The following is an 18,601-nucleotide window of genomic DNA, read 5'->3' as shown; positions in this document are numbered from 1 at the left end:
CCGCACGCCCCGCCCGGACGCCCGGCCCGCACACCCCGCCCCCGTACGCGGCATTGACAATGGCCCGCTCAAGTTTTGTGCTGGAGGGCGAAGTAGCGCCGCGTCGGAAGGGGTTGTTGGACATGGCACGTGCGGTCGGGATCGATCTCGGGACGACGAACTCGGTGGTGGCCGTCCTGGAGGGCGGCGAGCCAACCGTCATCGCGAACGCGGAGGGAGCCCGCACCACCCCGTCGGTCGTCGCCTTCGCCAAGAGCGGCGACGTCCTCGTCGGTGAGGTCGCCAAGCGCCAGGCGGTCACCAACGTGGAGCGCACCGCCCGCTCCGTCAAACGCCACATGGGCGACGGGAGCTGGCGCTTCCCGGAGAGCGGCTCCGGCATCGACGGCACCCGCTACACCGCCCAGGAACTGTCCGCCCGCGTGCTGCAGAAACTCAAGCGGGACGCCGAGTCCTACCTCGGCGAGGACGTCACCGACGCGGTGATCACCGTGCCCGCGTACTTCGACGACGCCCAGCGCCAGGCCACCAAGGAGGCCGGGGAGATCGCGGGCCTGAAGGTCCTGCGCATCATCAACGAGCCGACGGCCGCCGCCCTGGCCTACGGCCTCGACAAGGGCGACGACCAGACCGTCCTTGTCTTCGACCTCGGCGGCGGCACCTTCGACGTGTCGCTCCTGGAGATGGGCGACGGCGTCATCGAGGTCAAGGCAACCAACGGCGACACCCAGCTCGGCGGCGACGACTGGGACCAGCGGGTCGTCGAGCACCTCGTACGGCAGTTCAAGAACGCGCACGGCATCGACCTCGGCAAGGACAAGATGGCCCTGCAGCGGCTGCGCGAAGGCGCCGAGAAGGCGAAGATCGAGCTGTCCTCGTCCAGCGAGACCGACATCAACCTGCCCTACGTCACCGCGTCCGCGGACGGCCCCCTGCACCTGGCCGAGAAGCTCACCCGGGCCCAGTTCCAGGAGCTGACCGCAGACCTCCTCGACCGCTGCAAGCGCCCCTTCGACCAGGCCGTCAAGGACGCCGGCGTGGAGCTCGCCGCCGTCGACCACGTCATCCTCGTCGGCGGCTCCACGCGTATGCCCGCCGTCGGCGACCTGGTGCGGGAACTCACCGGCAGGGACCCGCACAAGGGCGTCAACCCCGACGAGGTCGTGGCCCTCGGCGCGACCCTCCAGGCGGGCGTGATCCGCGGCGACGTGAAGGACGTCCTGCTGCTCGACGTGACGCCGCTGTCCCTCGGCATCGAGACCAAGGGCGGCATCATGACCAAGCTCATCGAGCGCAACACCACCATCCCCACCCGCCGTTCGGAGACCTTCTCCACCGCCGAGGACAACCAGCCCTCGGTCGGCATCCAGGTCTTCCAGGGCGAGCGCGAGATCGCCGCGTACAACAAGAAGCTCGGCGTCTTCGACCTCACGGGTCTTCCGCCCGCACCCCGCGGCGTGCCGAAGATCGAGGTCACCTTCGACATCGACGCCAACGGCATCATGCACGTCTCCGCCAAGGACGAGGCCACCGGGCGCGAGCAGCGCATGACCGTCACCGGCGGCTCGGCGCTGCCCAAGGACGCCATCGACCGCATGGTCCGCGAGGCGGAGGCGCACGCCGAGGAGGACCGCAAGCGCCGCGAGGCCGCCGAGACCCGCAACCAGGCCGAGCAGCTCCTCTACCAGACCGAGCGGTTCCTGCGGGACAACGGCGGCGAGGACGGGCGCATACCCGCCGACACCAAGGCCGAAGTGGAGTCCGCGGCGGCCGAGTTGAGGCCCCTGCTCAAGGGCGACGACACCCTCGCCATCCGGGCCGCGGCGGAGAAGCTCGCCGCCGTCAGCCAGCGGATGGGGCAGGCCATGTACGCGGCCGCGCAGGCGAACCAGGGCGGTCAGGACGCACAGGAGGGCGGCGGCGCGCAGGACGCCCCGCCGCGGGGGGACGCCGCCGGGCAGGGAGACGGCGGGGCCGGGGCCCGGGGCGGCGCCGACGAGGGCGTCGTCGAGGCGGAGATCGTGGAGGACGAGCCGGAGGGCGGGAAGCGAGCGGACGGTGGCCCGGGGCAGGGCGGCGGCCCGGGGCACAGCGATGGCCCGGGACAGGGCGGCGGCAAGGACGGGCAGCCACCCCGTACCTGACGGCGACCAGCGCCCGTTCAGGCCCCCGGGGCGCCGTTCCCGAGGGTGCGAGGCGCCCCGGCTACGCCTTCGACTGGAGGTACTTGACCGTCGCCGGGTCGGCCGGCAGCAGGGTCTCGATGGCCAGCTCGGCGACGGTCACGTCCATCGGCGTGTTGAACGTGGAGATCGACGACACGAAGGACAGCACCCGGCCCTCGTGCTCGATCCTGAGCGGCAGCGCGAAGTGCGCCACCTGCCCGTCGGCGGCCGTGTCCTCGCCGGGATCGGCCACGGGGTACGCCGCCACCTCGTCGTACAGCGCCTTCAGCTCGGCCGACCGGTGCAGGGCGATCTGCCGCCCCATCTGGTGCAGCAGATGCTCGCGCCACTCCCGCAGGTTGCGGACCTTCGGGGCGAGGCCGCGCGGGTGCAGGACGAGCCGGATCGCGTTCAGGGGCGGTGCGAGCAGGTCCTCGGGGACGTCGTCGAGGAGCATCACGATGCCCCGGTTCGCGGCGACCACCTGGTACGTGGCGTCGACGACCAGCGCCGGATACGGCTCGTAGCCCTGCAGCAGCTGTTCGAGACCGGCGCGCAGCGTCGCCATCGACGGGTCGTCGAGGGGCGTCTGCTTGAAGCGGGGCGCGTACCCGGCGGCGAGGAGCAGCGCGTTGCGCTCGCGCACGGGCACGTCCAGGTGCTCGGCGAGCTTCAGGACGAAGTCCTCGCTGGGCTTGGCGCGGCCCGTCTCGACGAAGCTGATGTGGCGCGCGGAGGAGTCCGCGCGCAGGGCCAGCTCCAGCTGGCTGACGCGCCGCTCCTCGCGCCAGGCGCGCAGCAGCGCGCCCACCTCGGACGGCTCGGCCGCACCGGACGGCGTGGCCGCGCGCGGGCCCTTGGCGCGGCTGGTCCTGGCGTTCTGGGGGCCGACTTCGTGGTTCCGGTGGCGAGGCGCGACAGTTGGCATGGCAAAGACGGTAATCGAGGAGGAGCGCATGACGAATCCGTGGGACCCGCTGTCGTGGGAGGCCACCGTCGCGTACCGGGCCCGGGTGCGCGGCTGTCTGCTCGGCGGCGCGGTCGGTGACGCGCTCGGGTACGCGGTCGAGTTCAGCTCCCTCGCGGCCATCCGCGCCGCGCACGGCCCGCACGGCCTGCGGGCGCCGCTGGTCGACGCGGCGGGCGTCAGCCGGATCAGCGACGACACCCAGATGACGCTGTTCACCGCCGAGGCCCTGCGGACCGCGCACGCCCGCGAGCGCCGCAAGGGCATCGGGGGCGCGGCGCCGAGGCTGGTGCAGCAGGCGTATCTGCGCTGGCTGGACACCCAGCACAAGCCGGGCCCCGATCCGCGGCCAGGGGCCGACGCCCAGTCAGGGTCCGATCCGCAGCACGAGCTGAAGCCCGGGTCGGCGCCGGGTGCGCCGCCGTCGGACACCCCGCCCGTCCCCCCGCACCCCGCCGACCTCAGCTCCCAGGCCTGGCTGTACGCCCAGCGGGCCCCCGGCAACGCCTGCCTGAGCGGCCTGGCACAGGGGTACGTACCCGACCCCGCCCTGGAACTCGGCCCGCGCGGCCGCGTCAACCCCGAGTCCAAGGGGTGCGGCACCGTCATGCGCTCGGCGCCCTTCGGGCTCACGCGCGCACCCGCCGACCGCGCCTTCGAACTCGCCGCGCGCTGCGCCCAGATCACCCACGGCCACCCGACCGGCTACTACGCGGCGGGCGCGCTCGCCGCGATCGTCGCGCACCTCGTCGAGGGCGACTCCCTGGAGGGCGCCGTCCTGCGCACCCTGCGGCTGCTCGCCCGGTACCCCGGGCACGAGGAGACGTCGACGGCCCTGACCGCCGCCGTCGACCTGGCCGCCGCGGGCGGGCCCAGCGCGGAGCGCGTCGAGTCCCTGGGTGGGGGCTGGGTCGCCGAGGAGGCCCTGGCCATCGGCGTGTACGCGGCCCTCGTCACCCACGGCGTCGAGGACGCGCTGCTCCTCGCCGTGAACCACTCGGGCGACAGCGACTCCACCGGCTCCGTCTGCGGCAACCTCCTCGGCGCGCTGCGCGGCGACCACGAACTGCCCGAGGAGTGGCTGCGGTTGACCGAGGGGCGCGCGGTGATCGCGGCGGTGGCGGACGACTTGGCGGGGGAGTGCGCGCGGCGCTGAGGGCCCGCCGGGCGGGGCGGGCGCGCGGCGGGGGCGTCGGCCGCGCGGCCGGATGCGTGCGGCGGTGGCCCGCAGAGGTGTACCGCCGGCTTCCGCCCGGCAGGTGCTGTGGCAGGCTGGCACGACAAGGTCCAGACCCGCACAAACGCAGGAAGGAGCGCGGCCATGCCTCTCGAGCCGCTGTCGCAGAAGGAGATCGAGGACCGGCTCGCCGAGCTTCCCGGCTGGTCGCTCACGTCGGGCGGCACGGAGGGCGCCGCTTCCGCTGCCGCCGAGGTGAAGCTCACCCGCGCCTACGGCCTCCCCTCGCACTTCGCGGCGACCGCGTTCGTCGTGCACATCTCCCAGGTCCAGGAGGAACTGGACCACCACGCCGAGCTGACCCTCGGCTACAACACCGTGGCCCTCGCCGTGAACACCCACAGCGCGGGCGGTGCCCTCACCGACCTCGACTTCGAACTGGCCCGCAGGGTCGAGGCGCTGGCGACGGGCCACGGAGCGGAATGATGCGGGACGGAACAGAGCGGGCTGCCGTGGCGGGACGTGTGCCGCCTCCTGGGGTACGTCCTCGGGCGGCCGTGCGTCGGTCGCCCGGGCCGGTCACGTCCATGCGGCGCCCGCCCGGTTCGCGACCCGCCGGAAGCCGTCCGCCGGGACCGGGGCCCGGCCGGGGCCGCGCGGGGTCCGGAGCGGGTGCCTGATGCTCGACTACGGCAAGGAGGCGGTGCGGTACGACGCGTCGCGCGGGGGTGAGCCACGGGCCGTGGCCGCCGCCGACGCGGTGCTCTCGCTGCTGCCGCCGGGGACGGACGCGCTGCTCGACGTGGCCTGCGGCACGGGCCTGGTCACGCGGAGCCTCGCGGCGCGGCCGGGGCTGCGAGTGGTGGGTGTGGACGCGGCGTTGGCCATGGCGCGGATGGCCGCCGTCCGTGTACCCGGTGGCATCGTGCTCGGGGACAGCAGGCGCCTGCCGTTCGGCGACGCCACCTTCGACGCGGCGACGGCGGTGTGGCTGCTGCATCTGCTGCCCGACCCGGACGAGGCGGCGGCCGTCGTCGGGGAGTGCGCACGGGTGCTCCGGCCCGGCGGGGTCCTCGTCACCACCGTCGACAAGGCCGCCTCGCACGACGTGGGCAGCGACATCGACGCGGCGCTCGCGGGCCGTCCCGTGCGCTCGCCGGTGGACGGGGCGGCCCGCGTCGAGCAGTACGCGGCCGCATACGGCCTCATCCGCGCGGGCCGGGCCCGCTTCCGGGGTCACGGCCAGGGCCGCAGCCCCCGCAGCACGGCCGAGGACCTGCGCCGGGGCTGGTTCACCAGCGTCCCACCGGGCAGCCCACTCGCGACCCGCTTCGAGCGCCGTCTCGCGGAACTCCCGGACCAGGAAGTCCGACGCCCCGACCCGGAGTTCGCCCTGCACGCGTTCCGCAAGCCGCTGGGCTGAGGCGTCGGGCCCGGCCCCGGCCGCCGCAGCCGGCGTCGGCGCGCTCCCGGCGAGGTCTGACTCCGGGCCGCAGTGACAGCGCCCGCGCCCACGCGCCTTTCCCACCTCGGGGACGGCCGCCGCCCAGGCACCTCTTTGCCGAAACGGCAACGCGGGTGGCCGAAATCGCTGGAGAGGGGGCAGGCTGGCGACGTAACCACAAACGGGTGCGGAAGCGCTGAGAGCGCAGGAGAGGCGGCGGTGACGGTGGCGGAGCATGAGGGTGCGGTGCACGGGGCGGGTGCGGAGCGCGAGGGCGCGGCGCACGGAGCGGGTGCGGAGCAGGGGCACGGGGCCGAGTGCGGCGGCCACGGGCGCGGCGAGGGGCGCGCGCACGGGGGCGGCCACGGGCATGGGCATGGGCACAGTCATGGGCACGCCGACATCGACTGGGCCGTCATGGCCCCCGTCCTTGAGCAGAACGCGGAGGTCACCGCCCCCGTCTACCGCGAGGTGGCGGCCTGGCTGCGTGACCTGCGCGCGGTACGCGAGGACGGGCGCCCCGCAGTCGACGGTCGCCCCGACGCCGACGGGAGCCCCGCCGACGGCGATCCGTCACTGATCGTCGACGCGGGCAGCGGCCCGGGCGTCGTCACCTGCCTGTTCGCCGAGGTGTTCCCGAAGGCCCAGGTGATCGCGGCGGACCCCGAGGAGGCGCTGCTGGAGCGCACGGTGGAGCGGGCGGCCCGCCTCGGCCTCGCGGACCGGGTGCGCACGCACCGCGCGGAACTCCCCGACGGCCTCGGCGAGTTGCCGCCCGCCGACCTCATCTGGGCGGCGCGTTCCGTGCACCACGTCGGCGACCAGGTGGCCGCCCTGACGGCGCTCGCGGACCGGCTCGCGCCGGGCGGCACGCTCGCGATCCTCGAAGGGGGCCTCGCGCCGCGCAGCCTCCCGCGCGACTTCGGCATCGGCCGCCCCGGGCTCCAGGCCCGCCTGGACGCGGCCAACGAGGAGTGGTTCGCGCGGATGCGGGCCGACCTGCCGGGTGCGAAGGAGGCGACGGAGGACTGGGCCGCGCTGCTCACGGCGGCCGGCTTGCGCCACGTGGCGACGCGCAGCTTCCTCGTGGACCTGCCCGCGCCGTTGGACGCCGCGGCCCGCGACCACATCGTCACCACCTTCGGCCGCTACCGCGACCTCGCCGCCGACGCCGAGAACCCGATCCTCGCCCCCGAGGACCGGGCCACCCTCGACCGCCTCCTCGACCCGCAGGACCCCGAGAGCCTGCACCGGCGCGCCGACCTGTTCCTGCTGACGGCGCACACGGTGCATGTGGCGGTGCGGGAAGCGTGAGCCGCTCACCCGCTCACCCGCTCACCCCCGCAACTCCTCCAACCGCACCAACGCGTCCCGTACCGCCACCCGCTCCTCCTCCGTGAGCTGGACCCCGGCGGCCCGCTCCAGCAGCCGTGCCGCGAGCGCGTCCTCGCCGAGCCGCTGGGCGATGTCCCCGCGCAGCACCAGGAGCCGCAGGTGCTGCGCGGGCGTGGGCTGTTCGTCGGTCAGGGCGAGGGCCCGGTCGATGACCTTCGCGGCACCCGCGAGGTCCTCCTTGGAGTCGACGAAGACGTCCGCGAGGTGCAGGGCCCGCGCGAAGGTCTCCTTCGGCGCGGGCCGGTGCGCCTGGTCGTCGCTGATCTGCTGGCCGACGCGGATGCTGTTCCCCGCCGGGTCGGTCATCAGGAACTGCCGCACCCCGTACGACATGTCCTTGAGCGGCCCGATGCGCGGCAGCCCCCGGCTCGGGATCCTCCCGTACGCGGCCTTGAGCCCCGCGCGGAAGGCGGTGTGCAGGGAGTCCACGTCGTCCGTGAGGATGTAGCCCCCCGATATCGACGCGGCGGGGTCGTACTGCTTCATGCCGAAGAACTGCAGCTCCACGGTGCCGCGTTCGACGACGGCGTACGCGTACGGGCTCTTCTGGAGGTATGTCGTCTCGAACCCCAGGGCGGTGTAGAAGTCGACGATCGGCTGGACGGTCACGCAGGGCAGCAGGGGGATGGTTTTCTCAGCCATGCGGTCAGTCTAGTCAAAGTTGAATAGATGGAGTGAGGGGTTACGCCTCGACAGCAGGGACTCCCTTGCGGGCGGCCGCCGGTCTCGGCAGTGGCCAGGCCGGGCGTGCAGAGGCACGCGGGCGTCCGAGGACCGCCAGGAGCGGCACGCCTCGAAGTCGTCGCCGAGAACGTCCCGCTTCACGGCGGCCAGGGCGGCCGGGTCCGCGGGGGCGCCGGTGGGATCGCCGACCCTAGGACGCGGTCCTGTGCCGAGTTCAGCCCGGACGGACGCACGCTGGCGGCCGTCCAGGCACGTGGAACGCGCACGGCACCCGCCTGCTCGGCCTCCTCACACCCGGCTCCTACGACATCGCCGCGGGCGATCCACTGCTCCTGGCCTTCTCGCCCGACAGCCGCCACCTGGCCCTGGGCCGCGAGGACGGCACCGTACGCCTCTGGGAGACCGGCACCCCCCGCCTCACCGGCGCTGAATACCCCGGCACCGACGGCCCCGTCCTCGCTCTCGGCTTCACCCGCGACGAACTGCGCGTCACCACCCCCCCCGCACCCCCGTCCGCACCCTCCCCCTCTCCCCTGAGCGGGTCGCCGACCGGGCCTGTGCACGTGCCGGAGGCGGTCTCACCCGTAACGAATGGCGGACGTATTTGCCCACTCTGGAGTATCGACGGACGTGTTGAGGGATGGTGGGGGGAGGGAACGGGACACCTGACCCAGGGGGGCGCGGATGGCGAACGAGCTGATGCGGTGGGAGTCGGACGAGGGGCCGGTCGTCGTGGAGGTGGACTCCAGGGACCCGGGCTACAGGTCCGTGTCGCGCCGGGACGGCGACGGTGAGATCCACGACGTGGAGGGCCGGTTCGAGTCGGCGCTCAGCAACGTGCGCGGCGCCGCACTCTCCGCCCTGCGGACCTTCCGTACGCAGGCGCTCGACCCCGACGAGATCTCGCTGGAGTTCGGGGTCAAGCTGAGCGCCGCCGCGGGCGCCGTCATCGCGAAGACCGCCGCCGAGGGGCACTTGACCGTCAAACTGACCTGGTCCCGCGAGGACGCGCAAGGCGAATAATGGCGGACATGCACTGGCGTGCCCGCATCGGCACGGTCGGCGGTGCGCCGCTGGGTGCGGGCGTCCTTGTCGACAGCACCCGCCTGATCACCTGCGCCCACGTCGTCGACGGCCTGCGCGAGATCCGCGTGGCGCTGCCCGGCCGCGCCGACGGACTGCGGGCCACCGTGTCCTGGTCCGGGGACTGGCGGCGCTTCGGCGACACCGGCGACATCGCGGTGCTCACGCTCGACGAACCCTTACGCGTACCGGCCTGCGTCTTCGCCCCGCTCGGCGCGCTGCGGCCCCGCGCGGGCCACACCGCGTACGTGCTGCGCGCCCTCGGCTTCCCGCACGGGCACGAGGAGAACGGCACCCACGTCACGCTGCGCACCAGCGAGGACCGGCAACTGAGCAGTGAGTGGCTGGAGATGGACGTCGAACAGGCGCATCTGCAGCGCCTCGACGAGGGGTTCAGTGGCGCAGCCGTGTACGACATCGAGTCCCGCCAGGTCGTCGGGATCGTCACCGACGCGGTACTCGCCGGCGACCAGGAGGGCTACCTGGGCCGGATGCTCTCCCTGGACGTGATCCGCCGCCACTGGGAGGGCCTGGACGACCTGTTGCCCCTCGACTGGCTGCCGCCCGCGCCGCGACGCGAGCTGCGCGCCCTCTTCGAGGGCGTTCAAGTCGAGCCGAGCGCACTGGAGTTGGCGGTGCGGCGGGCCTTTCCCACGCTGCGGCGCGATCCGCCGCCCTTCCGCTCGGTGTGGCAGGCGGTCCGGTACGTCGCCGAGGAGCTGACCGGCGAGGACCGGCTCGCCCGGCTCCTTTGGCAACTCGGGCAGTGGTCGCCGGGCGGCAGCGGGCCGGGCGTCGCGGCCTGGACGCGCCGGTGGGTTCCTGGGGAAGGGGAGGGAGAGGGGGCGGGGGAGCCCGGCGCGGGGCTTCATGGAGGGATCCAGGGGTGGCGTCCCCGGGGGAGCCAGGGGGGACGTCACGGAGGGATCCGTGGAGGGTGTTACGGGGGGATCCAGGGCGGGCCCCACGCCGGGCCGGGTGAAGGGCCGGGCCGGCGCGCGCGGGCCGATGCGCCCCCTCCCACCGGCTCCGTCGTGTTCCGCGCCGAGCCCATGACCCGCGGCGGCAGCCTGGAGCTGTCCGTGTGCACCGTCGTCGACGGTGTGCCGGTGGGGAGGGCCGGGCCCGTGCGGATCCGCCGTCAGCAGTTGCAGGCGCGCGTCGAGGCGCTGCTCGCCGAACAGGTCGGCAGGGTCCACGAGTTCGACTGGATGCTGGAGTTCGTGGTGTCGCCCGGGCTGATGAGTGAGCCGTACGAGGAGTGGCACATCCGTGAGCCGGGTGCCGCCCGGCCCCGCCCCATGCGCACCGTGCCCGTCGTCGTCCGGCACGTGGAACGCCTCAAGCCGCTGACCGTCTCCCGGCTCACCCGCAAGCGCTGGGAGACCGTCCGGGCCCGCGGCGAGACCCGGCCCGTGCCCGTCGAATGCGGACTGCCCTACGGCTACGAGCAGTTCTACGGCTGGCTCGACGCCGACGACGACCTGTGCGCCCTCGCGTACGCCGCCCGGCCCGTCGACGACTGGCTCTCGGCCGCCCTCGACACCGGCGTGCCCATCATGCTGTGGCGGCGGCACGACTGCGGCGACGTCGGCCACGCGGCGTGCGCGCCCAAGGCGTTCCTGGACCGGCTCACCGAGGCCGTCGCCACCCTGGAGCCCGACCAACTGCCCGTGGAAATCATGAGGTTGCGCAAGGAGGCGCGTTCCCCGCACAAAGGGGACGCCGATCACTGCGGGCACCGCCTGACGCTGTTCTGGGACGACCCGGAACGCATGCCTGATCCGCCGCTGGCCATGGGGAACACCATGGGGAGCCCGATGGGGAACAAAGGGAGCGCCTGAGATGCCGACGCCGCCGACGCCAGCCTCGTCCGACCCACCGCCGCACACCCCGCCCTCCGGCCCTGCGCCTTCCGCCTCCTTGCCCTCCGCCTCCTTGCCCTCCGGCTCCTCGCCCCCCGGCCCCCCGACCTCCTGGCAGATCTACTCCGGCACCCGCACCCCGCACGACGGCATCACGCGCCTCCCGGCCCCGCCGCCCTGGCGGACCTTCAAGGGCGGCCCGCCCCTGCCCACCCCGCCCGGCGACTCCGGCAACCAGCACGCGGCCGTCAGCTACCGCCCGAGCGCGGACGCCGTCCGCCAGGTCAACGCCGCCCTCTATCTGCGCAGGCCGCTCCTGGTCACCGGCGCCCCCGGTACCGGCAAGTCGTCCCTTGCCTACGCCGTCGCCCACGAGCTGGGCCTCGGCAAGGTCCTGCACTGGCCGATCACCAGCCGCGTCACGCTCCGCGACGGCCTCTACGCGTACGACCCCCTGACCCGCCTCTACGCCGCCGCACGCGCACGCCACGACGCCACGGGTGGCATCGGGACGATCGACGCGCGGGGCGGCGGCGCGGACGACGGCGGCGCGGACAGCGCCGGGGCGGGCGACCGCCCGACGGGAGACGACATCGGCGACTACCTCCGCCTCGGCCCCCTCGGCACCGCCCTGCTGCCGTTCGCCCGGCCCCGCGTCCTGCTCGTCGACGAGATCGACAAGAGCGACATCGACCTGCCCAACGACCTGCTCACCATCTTCGAGAAGGGCTCCTACGAACTCGTCGAGCTGGCCCGCCGCGCGGCACTCACCGCCCGGGTGATGACGGCCGACAGCACCAAGGACCGGGTGGAGATCCGCGACGGCACCGTCACCTGCCGGGCCTTCCCCCTCGTCGTCATGACGAGCAACGGCGAACGCGAGTTCCCGCCCGCGTTCCTGCGCCGCTGCGTCACCGTGGACCTGAAGCAGCCCGCGACCCTCGACGAGCTGACCGCCATCGTCCGTGAGCACCTGGGCCCCGTCGTCGAGGACGCTGACGGGGCGCTCCCGGCCGGGGTGCGGGACGTCATCCAGCGGTTCTTCGACCGGCGCAGCGGCGGTCTGCTCGCCAACGACCAGCTCCTCAACGCCATCTACATGTGCCACCACGCGGCCCTCACGGAACCGCCCGAGAGCGTGGCGATCCTCGCGGACCAGGTGATGCCGTTCCTGACCGCCGAAACGGCGCGGTCCGATGACGCTTGACCGGCTGCGGGACCTGCTTGCCGCCCTCGGGCCGCCCGTCACGCCGCTGGCTCTCGCCGAGATGCTGTGGCTCGCGGAGCGGCTGCCGCCGGGCGAGGACGCGGCCGGGGACGGGCAGCTGCCGCCGCTCGGCGAGGGGAGGGTGTCCGGCGGCGCCCGCACGCCCGGCCGTCCCGGCGGCCACGGTCCGGGAGCCGGGGGAGCCGGGGGGGCCGGGGGAGCCGAGGGCGCCGGGGGATCCGGTGATGCCGAAGGCGGCAGCCCCGGCCGCGACGGCCGCGACGCCCCCGAACCGGCCCGCACGGACGCCGACGCGACCACCGCCGACACCGACGCGACCGCAGCCGCCACCGCTCCCCAAGCCCGCAGAGCCGCCCTGCACCTCCCACGCGGCGCCCCCCACCCCGGCGCCGACGCCGACGACGTCCTCGTACCCGCCCCGCAGGCCTTGCGCCACGAGCTGGCGATCCAGCGCGCCCTGCGCCCCCTGAAGCAGCGCGTCCCCGACCGGCGCCGCCGTGTCCTCGACGAGGCGGCGACGGCCGCGCGTGCCGCGGAGCACCCCGGTTCGCTCCCGTGGGCCCCGGTCCTCGTGCCCGCCACCGACCGCCTGTTGAGCCTCGCCCTCGTCGTCGACACCGGCCCGGCGATGACCGTGTGGCGGCCCCTCGTACGGGAGTTGCGCGAGGCCATGCAGCGCACCGGCGCGTTCCGTGACGTCCGCGTGTGGCACCTCGCCGACCTCGGGAAGCGCGTCGGCGTGCGCTCCTCGCCCCGCGGCCCGGCCGTCGCCCCCGCGGCCGTGCTCGACCCGACGGGCCGTCAGGTCGTCCTCGTCCTCAGCGACTGCTCGGGCCTCCACTGGTGGGGCGGCCGTGCGGGCCCCGCCCTGCACCTGTGGGCCGGGCGCGGCCCCACCGCGCTCCTCCAGCCGCTCCCCGAACGCCTCTGGCGGCGCACCGCGGCCCCCGCCGTCCCCGGCCGCGCCATCGCCTCCCGCGCGGGCGCCCCCAACACGGCCCTGCGGTTCACCCCGCACGACGGCAGCGCCCGCCTCCCCGCCGGGGCCGTCCCGGTCCCCGTCCTGGAGCTCGCCCCCGAGTGGCTGGCCGACTGGGCCGGGCTCCTCATGGCCCAGGGCGACCACCACCGCGACACCGCCGTCACGTACGTCACCGCCCACGCCGACCCGCAGGAGCAACCCGTCGCCGAGGAGGGCGACTTGCCGATCACCGAACGCATCCTCCGCTTCCAGTCGGCGGCCTCGCCCACGGCCGCCGACCTCGCGGCACACGTCGCCCTCTCGGTGCCCGCGCTGCCGGTGATGCGCCTCATCCAGCAGCGCGTCACCCCCGGCTCCCGGCCGAGCGACCTCGCCGAGGTGCTGTTGAGCGGCCTCCTGGAGCCGGTCGACCCGGCCCGCGGCCTCTACGACTTCGTACCGGGAGCGCGCAGCGCCCTGCTCCAGACCCTGCCGCGCCCCGAGTCCCTGGCCGTCGCCGAACTCCTCGGCCGCATCGGTGCGGAGATCGAGGCCCGGGCAGGCTCGGCGACGCGCGCGTTCCGGGCGGTGGTGGCCGTGGCGGAGGGGGCGGGCAGCCGGGGGCTCGGGGCGGCGGGGGAGCCGTTCGCGCTGGTGAGCGAGGAGGCGTTGGGGCTGTTGCGGGGGCGGGCGATACCGGTGGTGGAGCGGCCGGTTGAGGCGGAGCGGCCGACGGCAGTGGAGGGGGAGTCGGTCACCGCGCCGCCCCCGCCGGCCCTGTCGGCGGCGGTGAACATCCCGAGGCCCAGCGCGGCGTTCGTCGGCCGGTCCGGGGAACTCCAGCGCCTCGAAGCGGACCTCTTCGGAACAGACGTCCCCTCCGACAGGTTGCGGGTGGTCGTCGTCCACGGCATGGCGGGCGTGGGCAAGACGGAGCTCGCGGCGGCGTGGGTGGAGAGGACGGTGCCGACCCGCCCGCGGGGGACCTGGTGGTGGGTGCGTGCGGACTCGGCGGAGGAGATACGCGAGGGTCTGCTCGCGCTGGCCCACGCACTGAACCCCGCTGTCGTGGGCGCGCTGCCCCGGAGCGCGGGCGTCGAATGGGCCGTGTGGTGGCTGGCCTCGCACTCGGACTGGGTGCTCATCCTCGACGACGTGCGCGACTCCGCCGACGTGCGGGACGTCCTCGCCCGACTCGGTGCCGGTGGCCGGGTCCTGATGACGAGTCGGATCACGACCGGGTGGGGTCCGACGTTTCTCGCGGGCCAGGGGGCCGTCCTGACGTCGATGAACCTCGGGTCTCTCCAACTCCCCGAGGCCGTCGAATTGTTGACCACGTTGGCGGGCAAGGCCGCGGCGCTGGACGGCGCGGCGGCCCTCTGTGAGGAACTCGACTGTCATCCGCTCGCGGTGACGCGGGCCGCCGTGAACATCGCCCGTACGAGAATGTCCGTCAAGGAGTACCGGAGGCTGACCGGCCGCCGTCAGGGCGGCGACCGGAGTTCCCTCTTGCGGAAGGTGGTGCGCGCGTCCGAGGATCCCTTGGCGGCGCGGGTCCTGAACGTGCTCGCGTGGCTGGCCCCCGATCCCGTACCGCGCTCGGTGGTGTCCCGCGTGGCAAGTGTCCGGGAGCTGGGCAGCGCCCTGCGGTTTCTGGAAATCCTCGGCCTCGTCGGTGTCGACGACGAGGTGATCCAGGTGCACCCCGGAGTCCAGCACGCGGTCCGCACGGCGGACGACTCCACCCCGTTCCGGAGCCGCGAGGCCGTCGGCTGGGCCCGTGCCGAGGCCGCCGTCTGCCTCGCCAACACCCTGCCGCGGGACCCGAAGGCCGTCTACACCTGGCCACGCTGGCGCGAAGTGCTGCCGCACGTCCTCGCGTTGGCGGAGCACGTCCGGCCCGAGGACGACTCCGCGCCGCTCGCCTCCTCGCTCGCGCTGACGGCGGGATACGTCCTCGCCCAAGGGCAGCCGGAACGGGCCGTCGGGATGCTGGAGCGTGCCGTCGAGAGCCTGCGCAGGATCTCCGGGGCGGACGCGCCCGAGACCCTGGCCGCGTCCGGGCAGCTCGCAGGGGCGTACCGTGCGGCAGGGGACGCGCGGCGGGCCGTCGCGCTGTACGAGAGCATGGTGCTCGCCCTGGGCAGGACGCTCGGCGCGGGCCAGAGCGAGACCCTGGCGCTCCGCCTCGAACTCGCGGCGACGCACCTGGAACTGGGGTCCGTGCCGGAGGCCCGGCAGCAGTTCGACGCGGTGTTCCAGCTCGGCACGGAGAGGTACCCGCAGGACGACGAGCACGCGCTGGCCGCACGCGCGGGCCTCGCGGACACCGTGCTGGAGGACAACGCGCAGGACGCGGTGTCCCTGTACGAGGACACCCTGGCGGAGTGCCGCAGGATGCTGGGCGACGAGCACCCCCTCACGATCGACGTACGTGGCAAGCTGTCCGCCGCCGCCCACCGGACGGGCGACCACACGCGGGCGCAGAGCACGGCGGAGTCGACGCTGGCCGCCTGCCGTCGCGCCTTCGGGGACGACCACCCGCGGACCATCAAGGCCATGAGCGACCTGGCGTACTTGTACGAGGACTCCGAGCGCCTCCGGCCCTGGGCGGTCGAGGCGTACGAGGAGGCGCTGGCGAACAGCACGGCGGTACGCGGCCCGCGGCATCCGGAGACCCTGGCCCTGGGGGACCGGCTCGCGGTGGTGCACACGCGGGACGAGAACTGGCAGCGTGCGATCGCGCTGTACGAGAAGGTGCTCGCGGCCCGCGCCGCCGTGCTGGGCGACGACCATCCGGAGACCCTGCGCACGGTGGAACACCTCGCCGCGGCGCACGGCTCCGCGGGGGCCTGGGGCAAGGCCGTCGCGCTGCGCGAGCGCGTCCTCGACGCCCGGAGGCGAGCGCTGGGGGACGGGCACGCCGACACCTGGCCGGCCTACGACCGGCTCGCGGACGCCCAGCGCGAGGCCGGCAACGTACAGGACGCCCTCCAGCTGTACGAGCGGGTCCTGGACTTCAGGACGGCGGCGCTGGGCAGGCAGCACCACGACACCGTGACGACCCTGGAGGCCGTGGCGCGCGTGCGCTTGGACGCCGACGACCTGGACCAGGCCCTCGCCGCGTACGTGCGGGCGATGGAGTTGCGGCGGGGCGCGCAGGGGGAGCTGCACCCCGACACGCTCGCCGCCGTCCGCCGCGTCGCCCGGCTGTACGCGGAGGCGGGTGACGCCCAGAGCGCCGTCGTGACGTACCGCAGGACCGTGAACCACTGTGCCGCCGTGGGCGACGTCTGGCACGCGGTCGCCCTGCTGGAGTGGGCCGGCGCGCATGTGGCCCCGGCACTCGGCGCCGACCATCCGGAGTCCCTCAGGATCCGGGAAGAGCTGGACCACCTGCGCCGCCGCTGAAGGGTCGGCGCAGGTGGTCCGGGGCAGTCACCTGTCCGGCGGGACCTACATCTCCGCCGGGTCAGGACCGAGCCGCCGGTCCTCGTTCAGCGCGCTGATCGCCGCCATGTCCTCGGGGTCCAGCTCGAAGCCGAACACGTCGATGTTCTCCTTGATGCGGGAGGGGGTCACCGACTTGGGGATGACCACGTTCCCGAGCTGGATGTGCCAGCGGAGCACGATCTGCGCGGGCGTGCGCCCGTGCTTCTGGGCGATGGCGATGATCGCCGGGACCTCCAGGAGGCCCTTGCCCTGGCCGAGCGGCGACCAGGCCTCCGTGGCGATGCCCTGCTCGCCGTGGTAAGCGCGGGAGGCGCGCTGCTGGAGGTGCGGGTGCAGCTCGATCTGGTTCACCGCCGGGATCACCGACGTGGCGTCGATGAGGCGGTCCAGGTGCTCCGGAAGGAAGTTGGAGACGCCGATGGACTTGGCGCGGCCGTCGGCGAGGATCTTCTCGAAGGCCTTGTACGTGTCGATGTACGTGTCCGCGGACGGCATCGGCCAGTGGATCAGGTACAGATCGACGTAGTCCAGGCCCAGCTTCTCCAGGGAGGCGTCGAACGCGCGCAGCGTCGAGTCGTACCCCTGCCGGTCGTTCCAGAGCTTCGTCGTGACGAAGAGCTTGTCGCGGTCGATTCCGGAGGCGGCGATGCCCTTGCCGGTGCCCACTTCGTTCTCGTAGACGGCCGCCGTGTCGATGCTGCGGTACCCGGACTCCAGGGCCGTCGCCACGGCCCGCTCCGCCTCGTCGTCCGGCACCTGCCAGACACCGAAGCCCAGCTGCGGCATCTCGATGCCGTTGTTCAGGATGATCGGGGGGACCTTGCTCACGAGCTCTCGATCCTTATACGTCGTCGGGTGGTACATCCATGGTCAACGATCAGGGACCGGGCCGCATTCCTGGCGTGGCGTTCCCGCTGTCCGGCGCCCTGAGAATGGCTAGATATAGCTCCGACCTTATCGGTCCGAACCATTGACCGCGTCCCGTCATGACGCAACTCTGTTGCACGTCACTGAACGCAGGCCACCCATGTGAACACCCTAGGCGCATGCGTCGCAACTCGTCCCAGTGACTCCTGAACCCCCCACTTTTCAGGAAGGCAGGAACACGCACATGAACACTCACGAGATGGAGACCTCGGAGGTCGCCCCGGTCTCTCCCGAGACCGGGCCCACCGGCTGGCAGACCCCCGAGTACACGGTCGTCGAGACCTCGCTCGAGGTCACCGCGTACCGCCTCGCCGACCGGTAGACCCGCCCGATGCTGCTCCAGGTGCTCGGCACCGCGGCGGGCGGCGGACTCCCCCAGTGGAACTGCGCGTGCCCCGGCTGTGCCGGGGCACGCGCCCACCCGGAACGCCGCCGCCTGCACGCCTCGCTCGCCCTGCGCGCGAGCCCCGGCCGCTGGTACGTCGTCAACGCCACCCCCGACATCGGCGAACAGATCGAGACCTGCCCCGGCCTGCTCCCCGAACCGGGCCCGACCGCCGACACCCGCCTCTCCCCGCTCGCCGGCGTCGTCCTCACCGACGCCGAACTCGACCACACCCTCGGCATCGCCCGGCTCCGGGAGGCCCGCGACGGCGTCGACGTGCTCGCCACCGCGCCCGTGCTCGCGGCCGTCCGGGACCGCCTCGGACTCGGCGCTGTGCTCGGCCCGTACACGCCGACGCGCTGGCACGAACTCACGAGCGCCGGGCGGCAACTGAACGACCAGTCAGCAGTGCGGGTCGCCGCGGTGCGGATTTCGGCCAAGCGGCCGCGCTACGCCGCCGACCTCGGCCCGGACGACGCCGCCTGGTCCGTCGCCTTGCGCCTGCACGACACCGGGACCGGCCGCACCGCCTTGTACGCCCCGGCGCTCGCCGCCTGGACCGACGCCTTCGAGGAGGCCGCCCGCGAGGCGGACGTCGTCCTCGTCGACGGCACCTTCTGGGACGAGGAGGAACCCCGGCGGGCCGGATTCAGCGACCGCACGGCCACCGGCATGGGCCATCTGCCCATCGCCGGGCCCGGCGGCACCGCCCACCGGCTCGCCGCGCTGCCCGGACGGTGCCTCTACACGCACCTGAACAACACCAACCCGCTCGGCGACCCGAGCGCCGAACAGCAGAAGCAACTCGCCGACTGGGGGCTGGAAGTCGCGCAGGACCGGATGGTGATCGAGCTGTGACCACGACCG

14 protein-coding genes are annotated in these 18,601 nt (G+C 73.9%); 11 read left to right on the top strand and 3 right to left on the bottom strand.

Annotated elements, in window-relative coordinates:
- The first annotated feature begins 122 nt into the window (after positions 1–122).
- Entirely contained in the window at positions 123–2,144 is a 2,022-nt protein-coding gene (gene dnaK / locus ACZ6BG_RS37380) for a molecular chaperone DnaK (protein ID WP_469010372.1), read from the top strand.
- A gap of 61 nt (positions 2,145–2,205) precedes the next feature.
- On the opposite strand, the gene ACZ6BG_RS37375 is transcribed toward dnaK, so the two are convergent.
- The gene (locus ACZ6BG_RS37375) at positions 2,206–3,093 is read right to left on the bottom strand and encodes a helix-turn-helix domain-containing protein (RefSeq protein WP_469010370.1); all 888 of its coding nucleotides are present in this window, start codon (positions 3,091–3,093) and stop codon (positions 2,206–2,208) included.
- 28 nt (positions 3,094–3,121) lie between these two features.
- On the opposite strand from ACZ6BG_RS37375, the gene ACZ6BG_RS37370 reads away from it, so the two are divergent.
- The 4 genes from ACZ6BG_RS37370 (at position 3,122) to ACZ6BG_RS37355 (ending at position 7,067) form a co-directional block, all read left to right on the top strand.
- The gene (locus ACZ6BG_RS37370; protein WP_469010552.1) at positions 3,122–4,288 is read left to right on the top strand and encodes an ADP-ribosylglycohydrolase family protein; all 1,167 of its coding nucleotides are present in this window, start codon (positions 3,122–3,124) and stop codon (positions 4,286–4,288) included.
- Between the two features lie 165 nt (positions 4,289–4,453).
- A complete protein-coding gene (locus tag ACZ6BG_RS37365) occupies positions 4,454–4,795 on the top strand; it encodes a 4a-hydroxytetrahydrobiopterin dehydratase (protein ID WP_469010367.1) in 342 nt (113 codons plus the stop codon).
- Between the two features lie 193 nt (positions 4,796–4,988).
- Positions 4,989–5,732: a class I SAM-dependent methyltransferase gene (locus ACZ6BG_RS37360; RefSeq protein ID WP_469010365.1), complete on the top strand. Its 744-nt coding sequence runs from the start codon at positions 4,989–4,991 to the stop codon at positions 5,730–5,732.
- 240 nt (positions 5,733–5,972) lie between these two features.
- Positions 5,973–7,067 (top strand): methyltransferase, encoded by a 1,095-nt coding sequence (locus ACZ6BG_RS37355; RefSeq protein ID WP_469010361.1) that lies wholly within the window; start codon positions 5,973–5,975, stop codon positions 7,065–7,067.
- Between the two features lie 21 nt (positions 7,068–7,088).
- On the opposite strand, the gene ACZ6BG_RS37350 is transcribed toward ACZ6BG_RS37355, so the two are convergent.
- Positions 7,089–7,790 (bottom strand): bleomycin resistance protein, encoded by a 702-nt coding sequence (locus ACZ6BG_RS37350; RefSeq protein ID WP_469010357.1) that lies wholly within the window; start codon positions 7,788–7,790, stop codon positions 7,089–7,091.
- Between the two features lie 726 nt (positions 7,791–8,516).
- Here ACZ6BG_RS37350 and ACZ6BG_RS37345 point away from each other — a divergent pair.
- The 4 genes from ACZ6BG_RS37345 to ACZ6BG_RS37330 all read left to right on the top strand — a co-directional run bounded on the left by ACZ6BG_RS37345 (position 8,517) and on the right by ACZ6BG_RS37330 (position 16,380).
- Positions 8,517–8,855, top strand: coding sequence for a CU044_2847 family protein (locus tag ACZ6BG_RS37345; RefSeq protein ID WP_468454676.1), 339 nt, complete (start codon positions 8,517–8,519; stop codon positions 8,853–8,855).
- Positions 8,856–8,863: 8 nt separating this feature from the next.
- Positions 8,864–10,759 carry a VMAP-C domain-containing protein gene (locus ACZ6BG_RS37340; protein WP_469010353.1) on the top strand — a complete coding sequence of 632 codons (1,896 nt, stop codon included), beginning with the start codon at positions 8,864–8,866 and terminating at the stop codon, positions 10,757–10,759.
- Positions 10,760–10,853: 94 nt separating this feature from the next.
- Entirely contained in the window at positions 10,854–11,987 is a 1,134-nt protein-coding gene (locus ACZ6BG_RS37335; RefSeq protein ID WP_469010350.1) for an AAA family ATPase, read from the top strand.
- A complete protein-coding gene (locus ACZ6BG_RS37330; protein ID WP_469010348.1) occupies positions 11,977–16,380 on the top strand; it encodes an SAV_2336 N-terminal domain-related protein in 4,404 nt (1,467 codons plus the stop codon). Before ACZ6BG_RS37335 ends, ACZ6BG_RS37330 begins: the two co-directional genes overlap by 11 nt.
- A gap of 45 nt (positions 16,381–16,425) precedes the next feature.
- On the opposite strand, the gene ACZ6BG_RS37325 is transcribed toward ACZ6BG_RS37330, so the two are convergent.
- Positions 16,426–17,208, bottom strand: coding sequence for an aldo/keto reductase (locus ACZ6BG_RS37325; RefSeq protein WP_469010549.1), 783 nt, complete (start codon positions 17,206–17,208; stop codon positions 16,426–16,428).
- A 325-nt stretch (positions 17,209–17,533) separates the two neighbouring features.
- On the opposite strand from ACZ6BG_RS37325, the gene pqqA reads away from it, so the two are divergent.
- The gene (gene pqqA, locus ACZ6BG_RS37320; RefSeq protein WP_469010346.1) at positions 17,534–17,671 is read left to right on the top strand and encodes a pyrroloquinoline quinone precursor peptide PqqA; all 138 of its coding nucleotides are present in this window, start codon (positions 17,534–17,536) and stop codon (positions 17,669–17,671) included.
- Positions 17,672–17,680: 9 nt separating this feature from the next.
- Positions 17,681–18,592: a pyrroloquinoline quinone biosynthesis protein PqqB gene (gene pqqB, locus ACZ6BG_RS37315; protein WP_469010344.1), complete on the top strand. Its 912-nt coding sequence runs from the start codon at positions 17,681–17,683 to the stop codon at positions 18,590–18,592.
- The last annotated feature ends 9 nt before the right edge of the window (positions 18,593–18,601 follow it).

The organism is Streptomyces sp. NPDC041205, assembly GCF_055591765.1.
The sequence above is the reverse complement of the archived record's forward strand: the minus strand, read 5'-3'. Positions and strand labels throughout refer to the sequence as shown.